This is a genomic window from Cellulomonas sp. PhB143, assembly GCF_003752595.1.
Classification (GTDB): domain Bacteria; phylum Actinomycetota; class Actinomycetes; order Actinomycetales; family Cellulomonadaceae; genus Paraoerskovia.
Genome location: NZ_RKIJ01000011.1, coordinates 136,159 through 153,468, shown reverse-complemented (window position 1 = coordinate 153,468; position 17,310 = coordinate 136,159). Strand labels below are relative to the sequence as shown.

Genomic DNA, 17,310 nt, shown 5'->3' with positions numbered 1-17,310 from the left:
GCCCGGGCCGTCGGTCACGGGCGGGCCGTCAGCCACGCGCGTCCCCCTCCAGCAGGTCCTCGGCGGCGACGCCGCCCATGACGATCACCGCGGGCGACCGGACGCCGGCCGCGGCCGCCGCGGCGACGATCTCGCCGAGGCTCCCCCGGACGGTGCGCTGCCGCTCCGTCGAGCCGTTCTCGACGATCGCGACGGGCGTCCCCGCCACCGCACCGGCGGCCAGGGCCTGCGCCACGATCCGGCCGAGGACGGCGACCCCCATCAGGACGACCAGGGTAGCGGCCCCGTCGCGCGCGCAGGCGACGGCGAGCGCGTCGAGCCCGTCGTGGCCGCTGGTCACGTGGAACCCCGCCGCGGTGCCGCGGTGGGTCACGGGGATCCCCGCGAGCGCCGGGACGGACAGCGCGCTGCTGACGCCGGGCACCACCTCGACCGGGACCCCGGCCGCGCGGCACGCCTCGACCTCCTCGCCGCCGCGGCCGAGGACGAACGGGTCGCCGCCCTTGAGCCGCACCACGCGCCGCCCGCGCCGCGCCTGCTCGACGAGGATGGCGTTGATCTCGTGCTGGGGCACCGTGTGATGGCCCGGCGCCTTGCCGACGTCGATCACCTCGACGCCGGGCGCGAGCTCGTCGAGCACCGCCACGGGCCCGAGCCGGTCGGCGACGACGACGTCCGCCTCCGTGAGGGCGCGGCGGCCGCGGAGGGTGAGCAGGTCGACGGCGCCCGGGCCGCCGCCGACCAGGACCACCCGCCCCGGGCCGGGGGGCGTGGTCACCCGCCCGCGCCCACGTGCACGACGCCGTCGCGCACCTCGACGGGGAACGTCGCCAGGTGCACGCCCAGGCCCGGGCGGGGGGTGCGCCCGCCCGCCTCGAGGCACTCCCCCGTGCGCAGCGCGAAGACCTGCTTGTAGACCGGTGCCGCCACCGTGGGCTCGTCGCCGCGCGTGCCGACGATCCCGCGGGACATCACCTGGGCGCCCGAGTAGGGGTCGAGCTGCTGCACGGCGTGCACCGTGCCGTCGAGCAGCCGGAAGAGCGCGACCTGCACGGGTGCGCCGTCGGCCCCCTCGAGCAGGGCCGCGGACCCGCGCTCGGGGACGAGCTCCTCGAGCCGGCACACGGCGCTCACGCCCGGACCTCGATCGCCGGGCCGGAGACCAGCACGGGCCCGGTGGCGATCTCGTCGGGCGTCGCGGGCCGCTTCTGACCGCGCTCCGCGACGTACGCGAGGGTCGGGTCGGGCGTCGTCGGCGCGTTGACGAAGGACCCGAACCGGGCGAGCTTCTCCGGGTCCTCGAGCACCGCCCTCCACTCGTCCTCGTACCCGTCCACGTGCCGGGCCATCGCCGCGTCGAGGTCGGCGCCGATGCCGAGGGAGTCCTCGAGCACCACGGCCCGGACCGCGTCCAGCCCGCCCTCGTACTCCTCGACCCACGGCGCGGTGCGCTGCAGCCGGTCCGCCGTGCGGACGTAGAGCATGAGGAAGCGGTCGATCGTGCGGAGCAGGGTCGCGCTGTCGAGGTCCTCGGCGAGCAGGCGCGCGTGCCGGGGCGTCTGCCCGCCGTTGCCCCCGACGTACATGTTCCAGCCCTTGTCCGTCGCGATCACCCCGACGTCCTTGCCGCGCGCCTCCGCGCACTCGCGCGCGCAGCCCGAGACGCCGAGCTTGAGCTTGTGCGGGCTGCGCAGCCCGCGGTAGCGCAGCTCCAGCTCGACGGCCATGCCGACCGAGTCCTGGACGCCGTAGCGGCACCATGTCGAGCCCACGCACGACTTCACCGTGCGCAGCGACTTGCCGTACGCGTGCCCGGACTCGAAGCCCGCGTCGACGAGCCGCGCCCAGATCAGCGGCAGCTGCTCGACCCGCGCCCCGAACATGTCGATCCGCTGCCCGCCCGTGATCTTCGTGTACAGCCCGAAGTCCTTGGCGACCTGCCCGACGACGATCAGCCCCTCCGGCGTCACCTCGCCGCCCGGCATGCGCGGTACCACGGAGTAGGTGCCGTCCTTCTGCATGTTCGCGAGCATGTGGTCGTTCGTGTCCTGCAGCGTGGCCTGCTCGCCCGCCAGGATGTGCCCGTTGCCCTGGCTCGCGAGGATCGAGGCGACCACGGGCTTGCAGACGTCGCAGCCGCGGCCCGCGCCGCTCGCGCCCTCGGGCACCGCCCCGAAACGCTCGATGATCTCGGTGAACGTGTGCAGCTCGGCGACCCGGACGGCGTCGAACAGCTGGGCGCGGGACAGCTCGAAGTGCGCGCACAGCGCGGTCGAGACCTCGATGCCGGCCTTCTCGAGCTCGGTCGTGGCGATCTTCGTGACGAGCGGCAGGCAGGCCCCGCAGGTGGTGCCGGCCCGGGTACAGCCCTTGACCGCCGCGACGTCCGTGCAGCCGTGCTCGGTCACCGCCGCGCGGATCGTGCCCGCGGTGACGTTGTTGCACGAGCACACGCCCGCGTCGTCGGGCAGCTCGATCGCGGCCAGGCCGTTGCCGCTCCCGCCCTCGGGGAGCAGGAAGGCGCCGGGGTCGCCGGGCAGCTCGCTGCCGAGCATCGGCCGCAGCGAGGCGTACGGCGCCGCGTCGCCGACGAACACGCCGCCCAGCAGAGTGCGCGCGTCGTCGGAGAGCACGAGCTTCTTGTAGACGCCGGCCACCGGGTCCGCGTGCACGAGCTCCATCGCGCCCTCGGTCCGGCCGTGCGCGTCGCCGAAGCTCGCGACGTCCACGCCCTGCAACTTGAGCCTCGTGGCCGTGTCCGCGCCCGGGAACGTGGCCGCGCCGCCGAGCAGCCGGTCCGCGACGACCTCCGCCATCGCGTAGCCGGGGGCCACCAGGCCGAGGCAGCGCCCCTCGATGCAGGCGACCTCGCCCACGGCGGAGACCGCCGGGTCGGCCGTCCGGCACGCGAGGTCGACGACGACGCCGCCGCGCTCGCCGATCTCCAGCCCGGACTCCCGGGCGAGCGCGTCGCGCGGGCGCACCCCGGTCGCCAGGACGACGATGTCGACGGCCAGCCGGCCGCCGTCGGCGAAGTCGAGCCGCGAGACCCGCCCGGAGCGGCGGTCCGCGCGCATCCGCTCGGTCGCGGTGCCGCACCGCACGGCGATCCCCCTGTCGTTGATCAGCCGCTTGAGCGCCTGCCCGCCGCCGAGGTCGATCTGCACGTCCATCAGGTGGGTGCCGAACTGCAGGACCGTGGCCTGCGCGTCCAGCGCCCGCAGGGCCCCCGCCGCCTCGAGCCCGAGCAGCCCGCCGCCGAGCACCGCGCCGCGCACGGGCCGGGCGACCGTCCCCCGGCCCCGCTCCGCGCGGACCTGCTCGACCCAGCCGCGCAGGGCGGCGACGTCGTCGACCGTCCGGTAGACGAACACGCCCGGCAGGTCCGCCCCCGGGATCGGGGGGACGAACGCGGACGACCCGGTCGCGAGCACGAGCTCGTCGTAGCCGTGGACCCGCCCGAGGCGGTCCGTGACGGTCCGGGCCCCGCGGTCGAGGGCCGTGACGGCGCAGTCGCGGTGCAGCGTCACGCGCGGGTCGTCCCACATCGCCGGGTCGCCGAGGACGAGCTCCTCGGGGTCCCGGGCGGAGAAGTACGACGTCAGGGCCACGCGGTCGTACGGCAGGCGCGGCTCCTCGGCGAGCACGGTGATCCGCCAGGCGCCCGCCGCGTCCCGCGCGAGGAGCGCCTCGACCAGCCGGTGGGCGACCATGCCGCCGCCGACGACGACCAGGTGCTGCGGTGATGTGCTCATGCCAGCACGGTAGGAAGCCCGGGTTTCGCCTCGGTGCGTGCCCCGTTCCCGGGCCGTAACGCTTTTCTCACCGGGCCGCGGCCCGCGGTGTGAGAGCTACTTCGTCAGCACCCACGCGGTGAGGGCGAGGATACCGACGGCGCCGCTGACCAGGCCGACGACGCGGGCGCGGCTGCGCCCCGGGGTGCCGGAGCCCTCGTCCACCCGGCGGCGGCTGTCGAACGCCAGGCTCACCAGCATCGTCGCGAGGGCGACGACGACCAGGACCGGCCACACGATCGACGGACCTGCGCTCTGCGACACCTGGCTCTTCCCTCCGACGACGACGGCTTCCCGGCCCCGCAGTCTACGAGCCGTGCGCGGCGAGGGCTGGCGCGCGTCCCCCGCGGGCCCACTCGAGGATCCCGCACACGGCCTTCGTGCAGCTCCCGCACCCGGTCGTGGCGCGGGTGGCCCGCGCCACGTCGGCCAGCTCCGTCGCGCCGTCCGCGCAGCAGTCGGCGATCTGCCCCTTCGTGACGGTGTTGCACCGGCACACCACGGCGTCGGACGGCATGTGCTCGGGGGACGACGCGTGCGCGGCGTGCGGCGTGACGGACGTCAGGAGCAGGTGCGCCGGGTCGGCGGGCACGGGGGTGCGGCGCGTGTACGCCGAGGTCAGGTCGGCCGCGACCTGGGCGTCGCCGAGGCACGTCGCCCCGACCAGCACGTCGCCCGCGACGACGATCTCGACGTGCCGGCCGGACGCCGGGTCGGACAGCACCACGGACCGGTGCGCCGGGTCGGGCGCGCGGCGCGCCCCGCACACCCCCATCGCGACGACCGACAGGCCCTTGACCGTGACGACGTCGGTGCCGCGCACGCCGACCGAGCCGGCCGCGCGGGAGGCCAGCGGCGCCCCGAGCCGCAGGGCCGCCGAGGGCCGCCCCCACGTGCCGGGCAGCCGGTTCTGCCATGCCGCGGGCGGCTCGTGCGCGAGGGCCGCGAGGTGGTCGGCGAGCCGGCGGGCGTGGTCCCAGCCCTCCGCCACCAGGCCCCGGGACCCGTCCGGCGGCTGCGCGCAGTCCCCGATCGCGAAGACCCGCGGGTCGCGTCCGGTCGCGAGGTCGTGCCCGACGACGACGCCCCGGTCGGTCTCGAGCCCCGCCTCCCGGGCGAGGGCGGTCTCCGGCACCGCGCCCGCGGCGAGGACGACGAGCCCGGCGGGCAGCACCTCGCCGGGGGTGGCGGTGCGCCCGTCGAGCCGCACCCCCACGACGTGCCCGTCGACCAGCAGGACCTGCGACGGCCGCGCCCCGGTGCGCGGACGCACGCCGGCGCGCTCGAGCGTGCCGGCGAGCACCGCGCCCGCCGCCGCGTCGAGCTGGCGGTCCATCAGCCCGGGCGCGCCGTGCACGAGGGTGACGTCCAGCCCCCGCGCCGCGAGCCCCTGGGCCGCCTCGACGCCGAGCACCCCGCCGCCCACCACCACGGTGCGCGGCGCGTTCGCCGCCGCCGCGACGATCTCGCGCGCGTCGTCGAGCGTCCGCAGGGCGTGCACGCCGGGCGGCAGCCCCGCGCCCGGCCCCGTCGAGAGACCCAGCAGGTCCGGGACCCGGGCACGGGCGCCGGTCGCGAGCACCAGCGCGTCGTAGCGGTGCGCGCCGCCCGCGTCGTCGAGCACCGTCCGGGCCCGGCGGTCCATGGCGACCGCGGCGACGCCGCGGCGCACGCGGGCCCGGCCGTCGTCGGGCGCGGGCAGCGTGATCGCGGCGACGCCCGTGCGGCCGGCGACCACGTCGCTGAGCAGCACCCGGTTGTACGGCTCGTACGGCTCGGCGCCGAGCACCGTGACCCGCGCCTCGGTGGTGCGCGCGAGCAGATCGTCGACGAACCGCGACCCCACCATCCCGTGACCGATCACGACGACGTCCATGCGGGCTCCTTCTCTGCTGTCGCCGGCTCCACGCGCACGGCGCACACCTTGAGCTCGGGCATCTTCGACAGGGGGTCGACGGCGTCCGTCGTCAGCCGGTTGACGCTGCCCTCGCCCGACCAGTGGAACGGGACGAACACGGTGTCCGGGCGCACGGCGTCCGACACCCGGGCGCGGAGCACCGCCGTGCCCCGCAAGGTGCTCAGCCGCGCCGGCGCGCCGTCCTCGATCCCGAGGCGCCCGGCGAGCAGCGGGTGGATCTCGACGAACGGCTCGGGCTGGGCCGCCTCGAGCTCGGGCACCCGGTGCGTCTGCGCCCCCGACTGGTAGTGCTGCAGCACCCGGCCCGTGACGAGGTACGTCGGGGCATCCGGGCGGACGTCGTCCGACGGGCCGCGGTGGGCGACGCCGACCAGGCGCGCCCGGCCGTCCGCGGTCGGGAAGGCATCGAGGAAGAGCCGCGGCGTGCCGGGGTGCGCGGGGCCGCCCGGCCGGGCGGGCGCCGGGACCGGCCAGAACAGGCCCCCGCCGCCCGCGGCCTCGTCGGCGTCCAGACGGGCGTGGCTCAGGCCCGAGTAGTCCGCCCGCCCGCCCGCCGACGCCCGGGCCAGCTCGTCGAAGACCGCGGCCGGGTCCGTGCCGAACGCGACGGCCGAGCCCAGGCGGCGTGCGAGCTCCGCGAGCAGCCACAGCTCGGAGCGCGCGCCGCCGGGCGGGTCGAGCGCCCTGCGGCGCCTGATCACCCGGCCCTCGAGGGACGTCGTCGTCCCCTCCTCCTCCGCCCACTGCGTCACTGGCAGGAGCACGTCCGCGCGCCGGGCCGTCTCGGACGGCACCACGTCGCACACCACGAGGAGGTCGAGCGCGGCGAGCCGCTCGGCGACGCGGCCCGCGTCCGGCGCCGAGACCAGCAGGTTGCTGCCGTGCACGAACAGCGCCCGGGGGCCGCCCGGGCGCCCGAGCGAGCCCAGCAGCTCGATGGCGGGCCGCCCGGGACCGGGGATCGTCGCCGGGTCCACGCCCCACACCCCGGCCACGTGCTCGCGCGCCGCCGGGTCGGTGATCGACCGGTACCCCGGCAGCTGGTCGGCCTTCTGCCCGTGCTCCCGGCCGCCCTGCCCGTTGCCCTGGCCCGTGATCGCGCCGTAGCCCGCGCCGGGCCGGCCGGGCAGGCCCAGCAGGAGGGCCAGGTCGATCGCCGCCGTCACCGTGTCCGTGCCCTGCGTCGACTGCTCGACGCCGCGCCCCGTGAGCACGTACGCGCCCGCCCCACCCCGCGCGGGGGACGCCGCCGCGAGGCGCCGCGCGACGCGGCGCACCTCGTCCGCCCCGACCCCGCACACCGTGGCCGCGCGCTCCGGCCACCACGGCGCGACGGCCCGGCGCACGTCGTCGAGCCCCGTGGTGCGCGCCGCGAGGTAGTCCCCGTCGGCGAGCCCCTCGGCGAGGACGACGTGCGCCAGCGAGAGCAGGACCGCCAGGTCCGTGCCCGGCACCGGCGCGAGGTGCGTCCCGGCGCCGTCCTCCGTCAGGCGCGCCGTCGCGCTGCGCCGCGGGTCGACGACGACCAGCCCGCCCCGCTCGCGCGCCCGGGCCAGGTGCGCCACGGCGGGCGGCATCGTCTCGGCGACGTTGCTGCCCAGCAGGAGCACCGCGTCGGCACCCCCGAGGTCCGCCAGCGGGAACGGCAGGCCGCGGTCCACGCCGAGCGTCCGGTTCGCGCCCGCCGCGGCGCTCGCCATGCAGAACCGGCCGTTGTAGTCGATGTGCGGGGTGCGCAGCACGGTGCGGGCGAACTTGCCGAGCGCGTACGCCTTCTCGTTCGTCAGGCCGCCGCCGCCGAAGACCGCCACGGCCTCCGGGCCGCCCGCCGCCTGCGCGGACCGCACGCCCGCCACGACCCGGTCCAGCGCCTCGTCCCAGGTCGCCGGGCGCAGCGCACCGTCGTCGGCTCCGTCGTCACGGACCCACGGGTGCGTGAGGCGGTCCGGCGCCCGCAACAGCTCGGCGGACGTCCAGCCCTTCTGGCACAGCCCGCCCCGGTTGGTGGGGAACTGCCGCGGGGAGACGACGACGGGAGGGCGGGAGCCGTCGTCGTCCATCACCGGTGTGAGGGACATGGCGCACTGCAGGGCGCAGTACGGGCAGTGCGTGCGGGCCGCTGCCCGTGCGGCGGGCGAGGTCATCAGACCCGCGCCGCGCCCATGACGGTGGACCCGCGCTGGTACACGGCCCAGCACACCAGCGCCATGACGGCATAGACCCCGATGAAGGCCCACAGCGCCGGGACGATGCTCCCCGCCGCCGAGGTCGACGCCGCGAACCCGCGCGGGATGAGGAAACCGCCGAACGCACCGACCGAGCCCGCGATGCCGATGCACCCGGCCGCCGCCTTCGCGGCCGCCGCCCGCGAGGCGCGGACGGCGCCGTCGCCCAGGCCCTGCGCGCGCCGGTCCGCCGTGACGCGGAAGACCGCCGGGATCATCCGGTACACCGAGCCGTTGCCGATGCCGGTGGCGACGAACAGGAACAGGAACGAGCCGAAGAACAGCCCGAAGGAGTGGGTGCGCAGCGCCGCGATCGCGCCGACCGCGCCCAGCGCCATCGCGCCGTACGCCGCCACGGTGATCCGGGCGCCGCCGACGCGGTCGGCGAGGATGCCGCCGAGCGGGCGCGTCACCGAGCCGACGAGGGCGCCCAGGAACGCGATCGACAGGGTCACCTCGGGGAACTGGTTCTTCAGCAGCAGCGGGAACGCGCCGGCGTAGCCGATGAACGAGCCGAACGTGCCGATGTAGAGGAAGGAGATGACCCACGTGTGCCGCTGGCGGGTCGCGGCCGCGAACGCGCGCGGGTCGGTCTTCGCGGTGCCGAGGTTGTCCATGCACCGCCACGCGAGGAACGCCGCCAGCAGGACGAACGGCACCAGCATCAGGCCGGCCCGCTGCAGGCTCACCCCGGCCCCGACCGTGACGACGACCGGCACCGCGAGCTGGACGGCCGCCGAGCCGAGGTTCCCGCCCGCCGCGTTCATGCCGAGCGCCCGACCCTTCTCCCGCTCCGGGAAGAAGAACGAGATGTTCGCCATCGACGACGCGAAGTTGCCGCCGCCGAAGCCCGCGAGCGCCGCGACCGCGAGCATGGCGCCGAAGCTCGTCGTCGGGTCCTGCACCGCGAGCGCCAGCGCGATCGTGGGGACCAGCAGCAGCAGCGCCGAGACCACGGTCCAGTTGCGGCCCCCGAGGAGGGGCACAGCGAAGGTGTACGGGATGCGCAGGGTCGCGCCGACGAGGCTCGGCGCCGCGATCAGCCAGAAGAGCTGGTCGGTCGTGAACGCGAAACCGGCGTCGGCGAGCTGCGGGACGACGATCGACCACAGCCCCCACACCGCGAACCCGAGGAACTCCGCGAAGATCGAGACCCACAGGTTGCGGCGGGCGATGCGCCGCCCGCCGTCGTGCCAGAAGGTCTCGTCCTCCGGGTCCCAGTCGTCGATCCAGCGGCCACCGAGCCGGCGGCGCGCGGGTGCCGTGTCGTCGGTGGGGACGACGGCGGAACCCTCGTCGTGCGTGGTCGGAGCGGACATCGGGTCCTCCAGCGATCGGGTGGGCAGGTGCCCCCGACGCTAGGGACGGCGTGTTTCGGTGCCGCGCGGTCGTGGTTTCCCGACCGTAAGGAAGTTCGCACACGCCGCGCGGGGCCCGTGTGAGCACGCGTAGCGTCCGACGGGTGACGGACCACCTCCCCGAGCACGACGCCGTCGTGCTGGCCGGCGGGCGCGCGACGCGCCTCGGCACCCCCAAGCCCGGCCTGCTCGTCGCGGGCGTGCCGCTGCTCGACCACGTGCTGCGGGCGACGTCCGCGGCCGGGCGCACCGTCGTCGTCGGGCCCGACGACGTGGCGCGGCCCGGCGTGCTCGTCGCCCGGGAGGACCCGCCGTTCGGCGGGCCGGTCGCGGCGACCGGGGCGGGGCTCGAGTCGCTCGAGACTCTCGGCAGGGACGGCCGGGCCGCGCGAGCCTGGGTGCTGCTGCTCGCGTGCGACGTCCCCGACGCGGCGGACGCGGTGCCGGGGCTGCTCGGGTGGGCCGCGTCGCCCGGGGCCGAGGGGTACGACGGGGCGCACCTCGTGCTCGAGGGCCGCGACCAGTGGCTCGTGGGCGTCTACCGCCGCGGCGCGCTGCGCGACGCGCTGGACCGGGTGCGCGCCGGGGCGGGGACGCTCACGGGCGCGTCCGTGCGCGGGCTCCTCGGGCACCTGCGGCTGCGGGGGCTCGACGACGCGACGGGCGCGAGCCGCGACATCGACACCCCGGCGGACCTCGCCCTCCACGGCGGGACGCGCCCCGCCCTCCACCGCCGAACGCGTCATGAGTCGGCCGACGAGGCCGATCCGACCCACTGACGACGCGTTCGGCGGTGGAGGGTGCGGGCCGCGTGGGACGATGAGCCCGTGGCCCACCCGCTCCTCGACGTGCTGCTCGCGGGCGGTCGCCGCGCGGACCGGCTCACGCACGTGCGCGAGATCCCGGCCCGGGCCGGCGTGGGGGCCGACTGGCCGGCATGGGCCGACCCGTCGCTCGTCGCGGGCTACCGCACCCTCGGCGTCGAGCGCCCGTGGCGGCACCAGGTCGCCGCGGCCGAGGCCGCGTGGTCCGGCCGGCACGTGGCCCTCGCGACCTCCACCGGGTCCGGCAAGTCCCTCGCGTTCTGGCTTCCCGCGTTGTCCTCCGTGCGCGTCGACACCGCACGCGGGGTGCTCGACGCCGGCCGGGTCGAGTCCGCCGCGGGCCGCGGGTCGGTGCTCTACCTCAGCCCCACCAAGGCGCTGGCGGCCGACCAGCTCGCGGGCCTCGAGCGCCTCCTGCGCGCCGCCGACGCCCGCGACCTGCGCGTCGCCACGTGCGACGGCGACACCTCCTTCGAGGAGCGGCAGTGGGTCCAGGACCACGCCGACGTGGTGCTGACCAACCCCGACATGCTGCACTACTCGCTCCTGCCGAACCACCGCCGCTGGGCGCGGCTGCTGCGCAGCCTGCGGTACGTCGTCGTCGACGAGGGCCACGCCTACCGCGGCGTGTTCGGCGCGCACGTCTCGCTCGTGCTGCGGCGGCTGGCGCGCCTGGCCGAGCACTACCGGCCCCGCCGCGCGGCCCGGCGCGGGCTGACGTTCGTCGTCGCGTCGGCCACGACGGCCGAGCCCGCCGTGAGCGCCGGGCGGCTCGCCGGCGTCGACCCGGCGTCGGTGCTCGTGGTGTCCGACGACGCCTCCCCCGCCGGCGCGCGCACGTTCGCCCTGTGGGAGCCGCCCGAGCTCGCGGGCTACCGCGGCGCCCCGACCTCTGCCGACGCCGGTCCGGTCGACGAGGCCCCCGTCCCGACCGACCGGCCCGAGCACCCGCGCCGGACCGCGACGGCCGAGGCGTCCGACCTCCTGGCGGACCTCGTCGCGCACGGGGCGCGCACGCTCGCGTTCACGCGCTCCCGTCGGGGCGCCGAGTCCGTCGCGACCGCGACGCGCGAGCACCTGCGCCCGGTCGACCCGGCGCTGGTGGGCCGGGTCGCGGCCTACCGCGGCGGCTACCTGCCCGAGGAGCGCCGCGAGCTGGAGCAGGCGGTCCGCGACGGGACGGTCACGGGGCTGGCCACGACCAACGCCCTCGAGCTCGGTGTCGACATCTCCGGGCTCGACGCCGTGCTGATCGCCGGGTGGCCGGGCACCCGGATGTCCGTGTGGCAGCAGGCCGGGCGGGCGGGGCGGGCCGGTGCCGACGGGCTCGTCGTCTTCGTGGCCCGCGAGGACCCGCTGGACACGTACCTCGTGCACCATCCGGAGGCGGTCTTCGACGCCCCGCTCGAGGCGACCGTCTTCGACCCGGCGAACCCGTACGTGCTCGCCCCGCACCTGTGCGCCGCAGCCGCGGAGCTGCCGGTCCGCGCCGAGGAGCTCGACGCGTTCGGCCGGGCGGCGGACGTCCGGTCGGTGCTCGACGTCCTCGTCGCCCGCGGCGCCCTGCGCCGACGCGCGTCCGGCTGGTACTGGACGCACGCGCAGGGCGCGGCCGGGCTCACGGACCTGCGCGGCTCCGGCGCCGCCCCGGTCCGCGTCGTCGAGGCCGAGACGGGCCGGCTCCTGGGGACCGTCGACGCCGCCGCCGCGGACGGGCAGGTGCACGACGGCGCGGTGTACGTCCACCAGGGCGCGACGTACGTCGTCGACCACCTCGACCTGACCGACGGCGTCGCGCTCGCCACGCGCCGCGCCGTCGACCACGGCACCTGGTCGCGGGACGTGACGAGCATCGAGGTGGTCGGGCTGCACGAGACGGCCGGCGAGGAGAGTCCCGAGGCGCCCACCGAGCGCCGGTGGGGCCCGGTCACGTGGGGCGTGGGTCGCGTCGAGGTCCGCTCGCAGGTGGTCGGGTTCCAGCGCCGCCGCCTGCCCGACATGCAGGTGCTCGGGACCGAGCCCCTGGAGATGCCCGAGCGTGCGCTGCCGACGGTCGCGGTCTGGTGGAGCGTGCCCGACGGCGTCCTCGAGGAGGCCGGCATCGACGCGGAGACCGCGCCCGGGGCCCTGCACGCGGCCGAGCACGCCTCCATCGGGCTCCTTCCTCTCCTGGCGACGTGCGACCGGTGGGACCTCGGCGGGGTCTCGACGGCCCTGCACGAGGACACGGGGCAGGCGACCGTGTTCGTCTACGACGCCTACCCGGGCGGGGCCGGGTTCGCCGAGCGCGGCTACGAGCTCGGCGCGACGTGGCTGCGTGCCACGCGTGCCGCGATCGCGGCGTGCCCGTGCGAGTCCGGGTGCCCGGCGTGCGTGCAGTCGCCCAAGTGCGGCAGCCTCAACGCGCCGCTCGACAAGGCGGCCGCGGTGCGCCTGCTCGACGCGGTCCTGGCGCACGCGCCCGGCGAGCCGCGCGGCCGCTGAGCCTCCGCCCCGGCCGGGCCACCCCGGTCGCTCGGGTCACTCGGGTCATCCGCCGCGCGCGGAGCGCGGTCCCGCACGCGAGCGGGCGCTCGCCGGGCCGACGAGGCCGTCGACCAGGGCCGCGGGACCGCTGCGGGCGCGCTCGGTCCCGACCTGGACGACGCCGCCACCCTCCGCCGCGCAGCGCACGAGCCGCGCGCCGTTGCGCTCGGCCGTCTCGGCCGCGACGGGGCACGGCTCGGCGCCCCGGAGCGCCGCGGACGCCCCGGCGAGCGCCGCGAGGTCGGCCGCCGTCTGTGCCGCTCCCCGGCTCGCCTGGACCGACGCCAGGGCCCCGAGAGCCAGGCCCAGGACCACCACGACCGCCACCAGGCCGAGGACGAGGACCGTGCCCGCGCCCCGTTCGGCGCCGCCACCCGCGACTGCCCGCGCTCCCGCCCGCGGGCGCCGCGCGCTCCGCGGCGTCACGGCTCGACCCGCGCGACGGCCTCCGCCCGGGCCTCCAGGGGCCCGAGCTCCATCCCGCCGACGACGGGCGCACGCACGACCACCGTGACCCAGTCGCCGTCCTCGCTCGTCCGCCGGCTCGCCCCCGACCCGGCGAGACGGGACACCGTGGCGTCGACCGTCGCGGCGTCCTCGCCGACGGCGACCGCCCGGGCCGCGGCGCGCGCCGCGTCGGCGCACCGCATCTGGGCGGTCGCGCCCGCACCGAGCGCGAGGACGGCGACGAGCACCACCACGACCGCGGGCAGCGCGACGGCGAGCTCGGCGGTCACCGAGCCCCGCTCGCCCCGGCCGTACCGGCCTCCCGACGGCCCGGCGTGCGCCCGCCGCCCTCCCCGCACCCGCACGGTCAGCCGACCGACAGCGCGCCGCGGATGATCCCGAGCAGCAGCTCGCGCACCTCGTCGCTCTTGAGGATCGCGATCAGCAGCCCGGCGAACCCGACCGCGGCCACGGTGGCGACGGCGTACTCGGCGGTCGCCAGGCCCGCGTCGCCCGTCGCCCGCACCTGCTGCCACCGCGACGTCGTCGCCTCGCCGGACACGTCCTCCGGCCCCTGCACCGGGTGCGTGTCGTGGGTCGTCCTGGTCATCGTTGCCCCCTCTCTCGTGCCCGCACCGTGCGGGTCACGCGGCGAGCCTCCCGTGCTCCGGCGGTCCCCCGCCGCCCCCTCGAGCCGTGCCGTGGACCGGCGCCCGCAGGGGCACGCTGTGGACGACCGCACCGGCCGCGCCCGGCGGGCGGTGGCGCGCGGCCGTGGGCGGCGGCTGGACGCCCGGCTCACGACAGGACCCCGGACCCGAGCGAGATGAGCACCGGGACGATCCCGATGAGCACGAACGCGGGCAGGAAACAGAGCCCGAGCGGCACGACGAGGCGCACGCCCAGGCGCCCCGCTGCGCGCTGCGCCCGCGCCCGGACCTCGCGGCGCAGCTCGGTGAGGGCGACGTGCAGCGCGCCGGCGGGGGCGGATCCCGACTCCCAGGTCGCGCGCAGCGGCTCGGCGACGACCTCGAGGCGCTCGGGGGCGCCGTCCCACGCATCGTCCCAGCGGGCGCCGAGCACGAGGGCCCGGCCGGCACGGACCATCGCGGTGCCGTCGGGGCCGCCCACCGCCGCGCCGACGGCCCCCAGCGCGCGCGGGACGCCCGCCCCGGCGTGGACCGCCGCGCCCAGCAGCTCGAGCAGCACGGTGAGGTCGACCGGCGCGGCGGCCAGGGCGGGCTGCCCCGCGCCCTCCGCGCCACCCGGACCCGCCGGTCCCCGGGCCGCCACCGCGCGCACGCGCGCGTCCCGCCCGCGGGACGACCACGGCGCCGCGCCCAGGAGCACCAGCGCGGCGACCGCCGCCCCGTGCGCCAGCGCCGAGGCGTCCGCCCCGCTCACGGCGGGCTCCCCTCCGCCCGCGCCCGCGCGACCAGCCGGCGCGTCCACCACCAGCCCGCGCCGAGGAACCCCACCCCGAGCAGGAGCGCCGCCGAGCCGACGCCGCCGCCCAGGAGCGTGCCCCAGGGCGAGGCGCCGAGCGCCGCGCCGAGCAGCACGCCCACGAGCGGCAGGCACAGCAGGAGCCGCACGGTGGCCCGCGGCCCGGCGAACGCCGCGTCGCGCTCGTCGCGCGCCTCGGCCTCGGCGACCAGCGCCGCGCCGATCACGTCGAGCACCGTCGCCGTCGGGGCGCCCAGCTCGACGGCGAGCGCCGAGCCGGCGACGACCGCCGCGGCGCGGGACCGCGCCGCGACCGCCGCGTCCCGGCCACCGGCCCGCCGTGCCCACCCTGCCCCGCGGCGCCGACCTCCGGGCGCGCCGCCCCAGCGCGCGGCGAGGTGCGCGCCGTCGGGCACGCCGAGATCGTCGACCTCGACCCCGCAGGTCTGCTGCCAGGCGTCCCCCGGTGCCGCGCCCGCGCGCACGAGCGAGGCCACGCGGGCCACGACCGCGACCGGCTCGGCCCCACCGCCCCTCGCGTCCGTGCGCTCCGCCGGGGTCAGACCCCGCCGCGAGGTCCGCGGGACGGGCGCGCCGAGGCGCCGCACGCGCCGCCGGGGCGGGCGGGGGCCGAGCCACCACACGGTCCAGCCGACCAGCATCGCGGCGGCGACGCCCGCCGCGCTCACCGCTGCTCCCACCGTTCGGCGAGCGCCGCCCATCCCGGCCCGGCCTCCGGAGGGGCGGTACCGTCCCAGCGCCCGACGACCTCGACCGCGAGCCCTGCCGGACCGGCGCGGACGACCTGCCCGACCTGGGAGACCCAGCGCCGGCTCCCCCGGCGCTGCACGTGCAGCACCACGTGCACGGCGCCGACAGTCTGGGCCGCGACCGCCTCGCGCGACATGCCGGCGAGGGCCCCGAGCGCCTCCAGCCGGGCAGGCACGTGCGCGGCGGTGTTCGCGTGGACGGTGGCGAACCCGCCGTCGTGGCCCGTGTTCATCGCCATCAGCACCTCGCGCACCTCGCCCCCGCGGCACTCCCCGAGCACGATGCGGTCGGGGCGCATGCGCAGCGCGGTGCGCACGAGCGCCGCGAGGTCGACCTCGCCGGCCCCCTCGACGTTGGCCCGGCGGGCGGTCAGCGGCACGACGTGCGGGTGGTCGGGCACGAGCTCGCGGGCCTCCTCGACGACCACCACCCGCTGGTCCGGCCCGACCAGCGAGAGCAGCGCCGCGAGCAGCGTCGTCTTGCCCGAGCCGGTACCACCGGAGACGAGGACGTTCGCGCGCCGGGAGACGAGCCCCCGTACGAGCGGTGCCCAGCCGGCCGGCACGCTGCCCCCGGCGACGAGGCCCTCGAGCGAGGACGCCCGACGCCGCAGCACCCGCAGGGAGATCACCGCGCCCTCGCCGCAGACCGGCGGCAGCACCGCGTGCAGCCGAGTCCCGTCCGGGAGGCAGGCGTCGACCATCGGGCTGGCGTCGTCGAGCCTCTGGCCGCCGGCCGCGGCGAGGCGGACGGCGAGCGCCCGCACGGCCTCGGGCCCGGGGAAGCCCACGGCGACGCGCTCGACGCCGTCGCCGCGGTCGATCCACACGTCCTGCGGCCCGTTGACCAGGACGTCGGTGACGCCGTCGGTCTCCACGAGCCGCTGCAGCGGGCCGGCGCCGAAGAGCTCGGCCCGTGCGCGACGCCCGAGCGCGTCCACGGTCTCGCTGCCGAGCAGCCGCCCGGACGTGCGCAGGGCGTCGCCGACGTCCTGCGCGTCGCCCGACGCGATGCGCCGCCGCACGTCCCCGACCAGGCCGTCCCCCGCCGCCGGGCGCGGCTCGACCCGCCCCCTCACCAGGGCTCCGCCCGGCCGCGGGCCGGCACCGCCGGCGCCACCGGGCCCGGCACCGCCGGCAGCACGGCGAGCGCGTCGGCGAGCCGGCGTGCGAAGCGCCCGGTCGGCGTGCGCCGCCCCGTCGGCGGCCCGTACCCCGCGTCGGCCTCGCGCCGCGAGACCCGGTGCCACGGGAGCGTGTCGAGCACCGGCGCGCCGACGACGTCGGCGAGCAGCCGCTCCCCGACGCCGCCGCCGGGCACGTCCCGGGCGACGACGACGGTGCCCGGGCCGGCGGCTCCGGCCTGGGCGCGCTCCGCCAGCGCGGCCACCGCCCCGGCCACCCCACGCACCTCGAGGGGGACCACGAGGACGACGGCGTCGCAGGCGCCGAGGAGGTCGGGGGCCGCGGCGCCCGCCACCCCGGCGTCGAGGACGACGAGGCCCGCGGCGCCGCGCAGCGCCCGCAGCACGTCCGCCACGACCCCCGGCTCCCCCGGGGACCGCACCGGCCGCGTCCGGTCCGCGCTGACCACGCCGACCCCCCGCCACACCGGCAGCGCCGCGAGGACGGCGCGCCCGTCGATGTCGCCCCGCACCCCGTCGAGGTCCGGCCATCTCGCGCCCGGCAGGTCCTCGATCCCGAGGACCACGTCCAGCCCGCCCCCGCCTCGGTCCAGCCCGACGAGCACCGCGGGGCGGGCTCCGCGGTGCTCCGCGTGCGCCAGCAGCGCCGCCACCGTGCTCGTCCCGGCTCCTCCGCACGCGCCCACGACCGCGACGCACCGCGCGTCCTCGCTCCTCGTCATGCCGCCAGGGTCGACGACCGGGCGGCCCGACCTCGGCGTCCTCCGGGCACCTGTGCACGCCGCTCCTCGATGCGGAGGCTGTGGACCGCCGCGCGGGAGGTGCTGGCGAGCACGGAGGGTGACTAGGCTCACCGC

The 17,310-nt window shown here is 78.1% G+C and carries 16 protein-coding genes; 2 read left to right on the top strand and 14 right to left on the bottom strand.

All coding sequences use genetic code 11. The features are described from left to right. Positions 1-28: 28 nt before the first annotated feature. The 7 genes from cobA to EDF32_RS06960 all read right to left on the bottom strand — a co-directional run bounded on the left by cobA (position 29) and on the right by EDF32_RS06960 (position 9,256). Positions 29-778 carry a uroporphyrinogen-III C-methyltransferase gene (gene cobA / locus EDF32_RS06990; protein ID WP_370449936.1) on the bottom strand — a complete coding sequence of 250 codons (750 nt, stop codon included), beginning with the start codon at positions 776-778 and terminating at the stop codon, positions 29-31. Continuing rightward, positions 775-1,134 (bottom strand): nitrite reductase small subunit NirD, encoded by a 360-nt coding sequence (gene nirD / locus EDF32_RS06985; protein ID WP_123307811.1) that lies wholly within the window; start codon positions 1,132-1,134, stop codon positions 775-777. Before nirD ends, cobA begins: the two co-directional genes overlap by 4 nt. Next, complete coding sequence (gene nirB, locus EDF32_RS06980; RefSeq protein WP_123307810.1) at positions 1,131-3,755, bottom strand: nitrite reductase large subunit NirB; 2,625 nt, start codon at positions 3,753-3,755, stop codon at positions 1,131-1,133. The genes nirD and nirB overlap by 4 nt, the downstream gene beginning before the upstream one ends. 96 nt (positions 3,756-3,851) lie before the next feature. Further along, positions 3,852-4,058: a hypothetical protein gene (locus tag EDF32_RS06975; RefSeq protein WP_123307809.1), complete on the bottom strand. Its 207-nt coding sequence runs from the start codon at positions 4,056-4,058 to the stop codon at positions 3,852-3,854. Positions 4,059-4,101: 43 nt separating this feature from the next. Then, the gene (locus tag EDF32_RS06970) at positions 4,102-5,670 is read right to left on the bottom strand and encodes an FAD-dependent oxidoreductase (protein ID WP_123307808.1); all 1,569 of its coding nucleotides are present in this window, start codon (positions 5,668-5,670) and stop codon (positions 4,102-4,104) included. Continuing rightward, complete coding sequence (locus EDF32_RS06965) at positions 5,655-7,856, bottom strand: molybdopterin oxidoreductase family protein (protein ID WP_123307807.1); 2,202 nt, start codon at positions 7,854-7,856, stop codon at positions 5,655-5,657. Before EDF32_RS06965 ends, EDF32_RS06970 begins: the two co-directional genes overlap by 16 nt. Then, the gene (locus tag EDF32_RS06960; protein ID WP_123307806.1) at positions 7,856-9,256 is read right to left on the bottom strand and encodes an MFS transporter; all 1,401 of its coding nucleotides are present in this window, start codon (positions 9,254-9,256) and stop codon (positions 7,856-7,858) included. The genes EDF32_RS06965 and EDF32_RS06960 overlap by 1 nt, the downstream gene beginning before the upstream one ends. A 143-nt stretch (positions 9,257-9,399) precedes the next feature. Between EDF32_RS06960 and EDF32_RS06955 the strand changes: the two genes are divergently transcribed. After that, a complete protein-coding gene (locus EDF32_RS06955; protein WP_233565778.1) occupies positions 9,400-10,074 on the top strand; it encodes a molybdenum cofactor guanylyltransferase in 675 nt (224 codons plus the stop codon). 48 nt (positions 10,075-10,122) lie between these two features. Continuing rightward, entirely contained in the window at positions 10,123-12,603 is a 2,481-nt protein-coding gene (locus EDF32_RS06950; RefSeq protein WP_233565777.1) for a DEAD/DEAH box helicase, read from the top strand. 45 nt (positions 12,604-12,648) lie between these two features. Here EDF32_RS06950 and EDF32_RS06945 read toward each other — a convergent pair whose 3' ends face one another. From EDF32_RS06945 to EDF32_RS06915, 7 genes are all read right to left on the bottom strand, one after another. Continuing rightward, positions 12,649-13,071 carry an Rv3654c family TadE-like protein gene (locus tag EDF32_RS06945; RefSeq protein ID WP_123307805.1) on the bottom strand — a complete coding sequence of 141 codons (423 nt, stop codon included), beginning with the start codon at positions 13,069-13,071 and terminating at the stop codon, positions 12,649-12,651. Then, complete coding sequence (locus EDF32_RS06940; RefSeq protein ID WP_233565776.1) at positions 13,068-13,382, bottom strand: TadE family type IV pilus minor pilin; 315 nt, start codon at positions 13,380-13,382, stop codon at positions 13,068-13,070. The genes EDF32_RS06945 and EDF32_RS06940 overlap by 4 nt, the downstream gene beginning before the upstream one ends. Positions 13,383-13,459: 77 nt before the next feature. Further along, entirely contained in the window at positions 13,460-13,702 is a 243-nt protein-coding gene (locus tag EDF32_RS06935) for a DUF4244 domain-containing protein (protein ID WP_123307804.1), read from the bottom strand. A 188-nt stretch (positions 13,703-13,890) separates the two neighbouring features. Further along, positions 13,891-14,496 (bottom strand): type II secretion system F family protein, encoded by a 606-nt coding sequence (locus EDF32_RS06930; RefSeq protein ID WP_233565775.1) that lies wholly within the window; start codon positions 14,494-14,496, stop codon positions 13,891-13,893. Beyond that, a complete protein-coding gene (locus EDF32_RS06925; protein WP_233565774.1) occupies positions 14,493-15,227 on the bottom strand; it encodes a type II secretion system F family protein in 735 nt (244 codons plus the stop codon). The genes EDF32_RS06930 and EDF32_RS06925 overlap by 4 nt, the downstream gene beginning before the upstream one ends. Next, positions 15,224-16,387, bottom strand: a complete 1,164-nt coding sequence (locus tag EDF32_RS06920) for a TadA family conjugal transfer-associated ATPase (protein ID WP_233565773.1) — start codon at positions 16,385-16,387, stop codon at positions 15,224-15,226. The genes EDF32_RS06925 and EDF32_RS06920 overlap by 4 nt, the downstream gene beginning before the upstream one ends. Next, positions 16,384-17,175: a pilus assembly protein FlpE gene (locus EDF32_RS06915; protein ID WP_123307803.1), complete on the bottom strand. Its 792-nt coding sequence runs from the start codon at positions 17,173-17,175 to the stop codon at positions 16,384-16,386. Before EDF32_RS06915 ends, EDF32_RS06920 begins: the two co-directional genes overlap by 4 nt. Between the last annotated feature and the right edge of the window lie 135 nt (positions 17,176-17,310).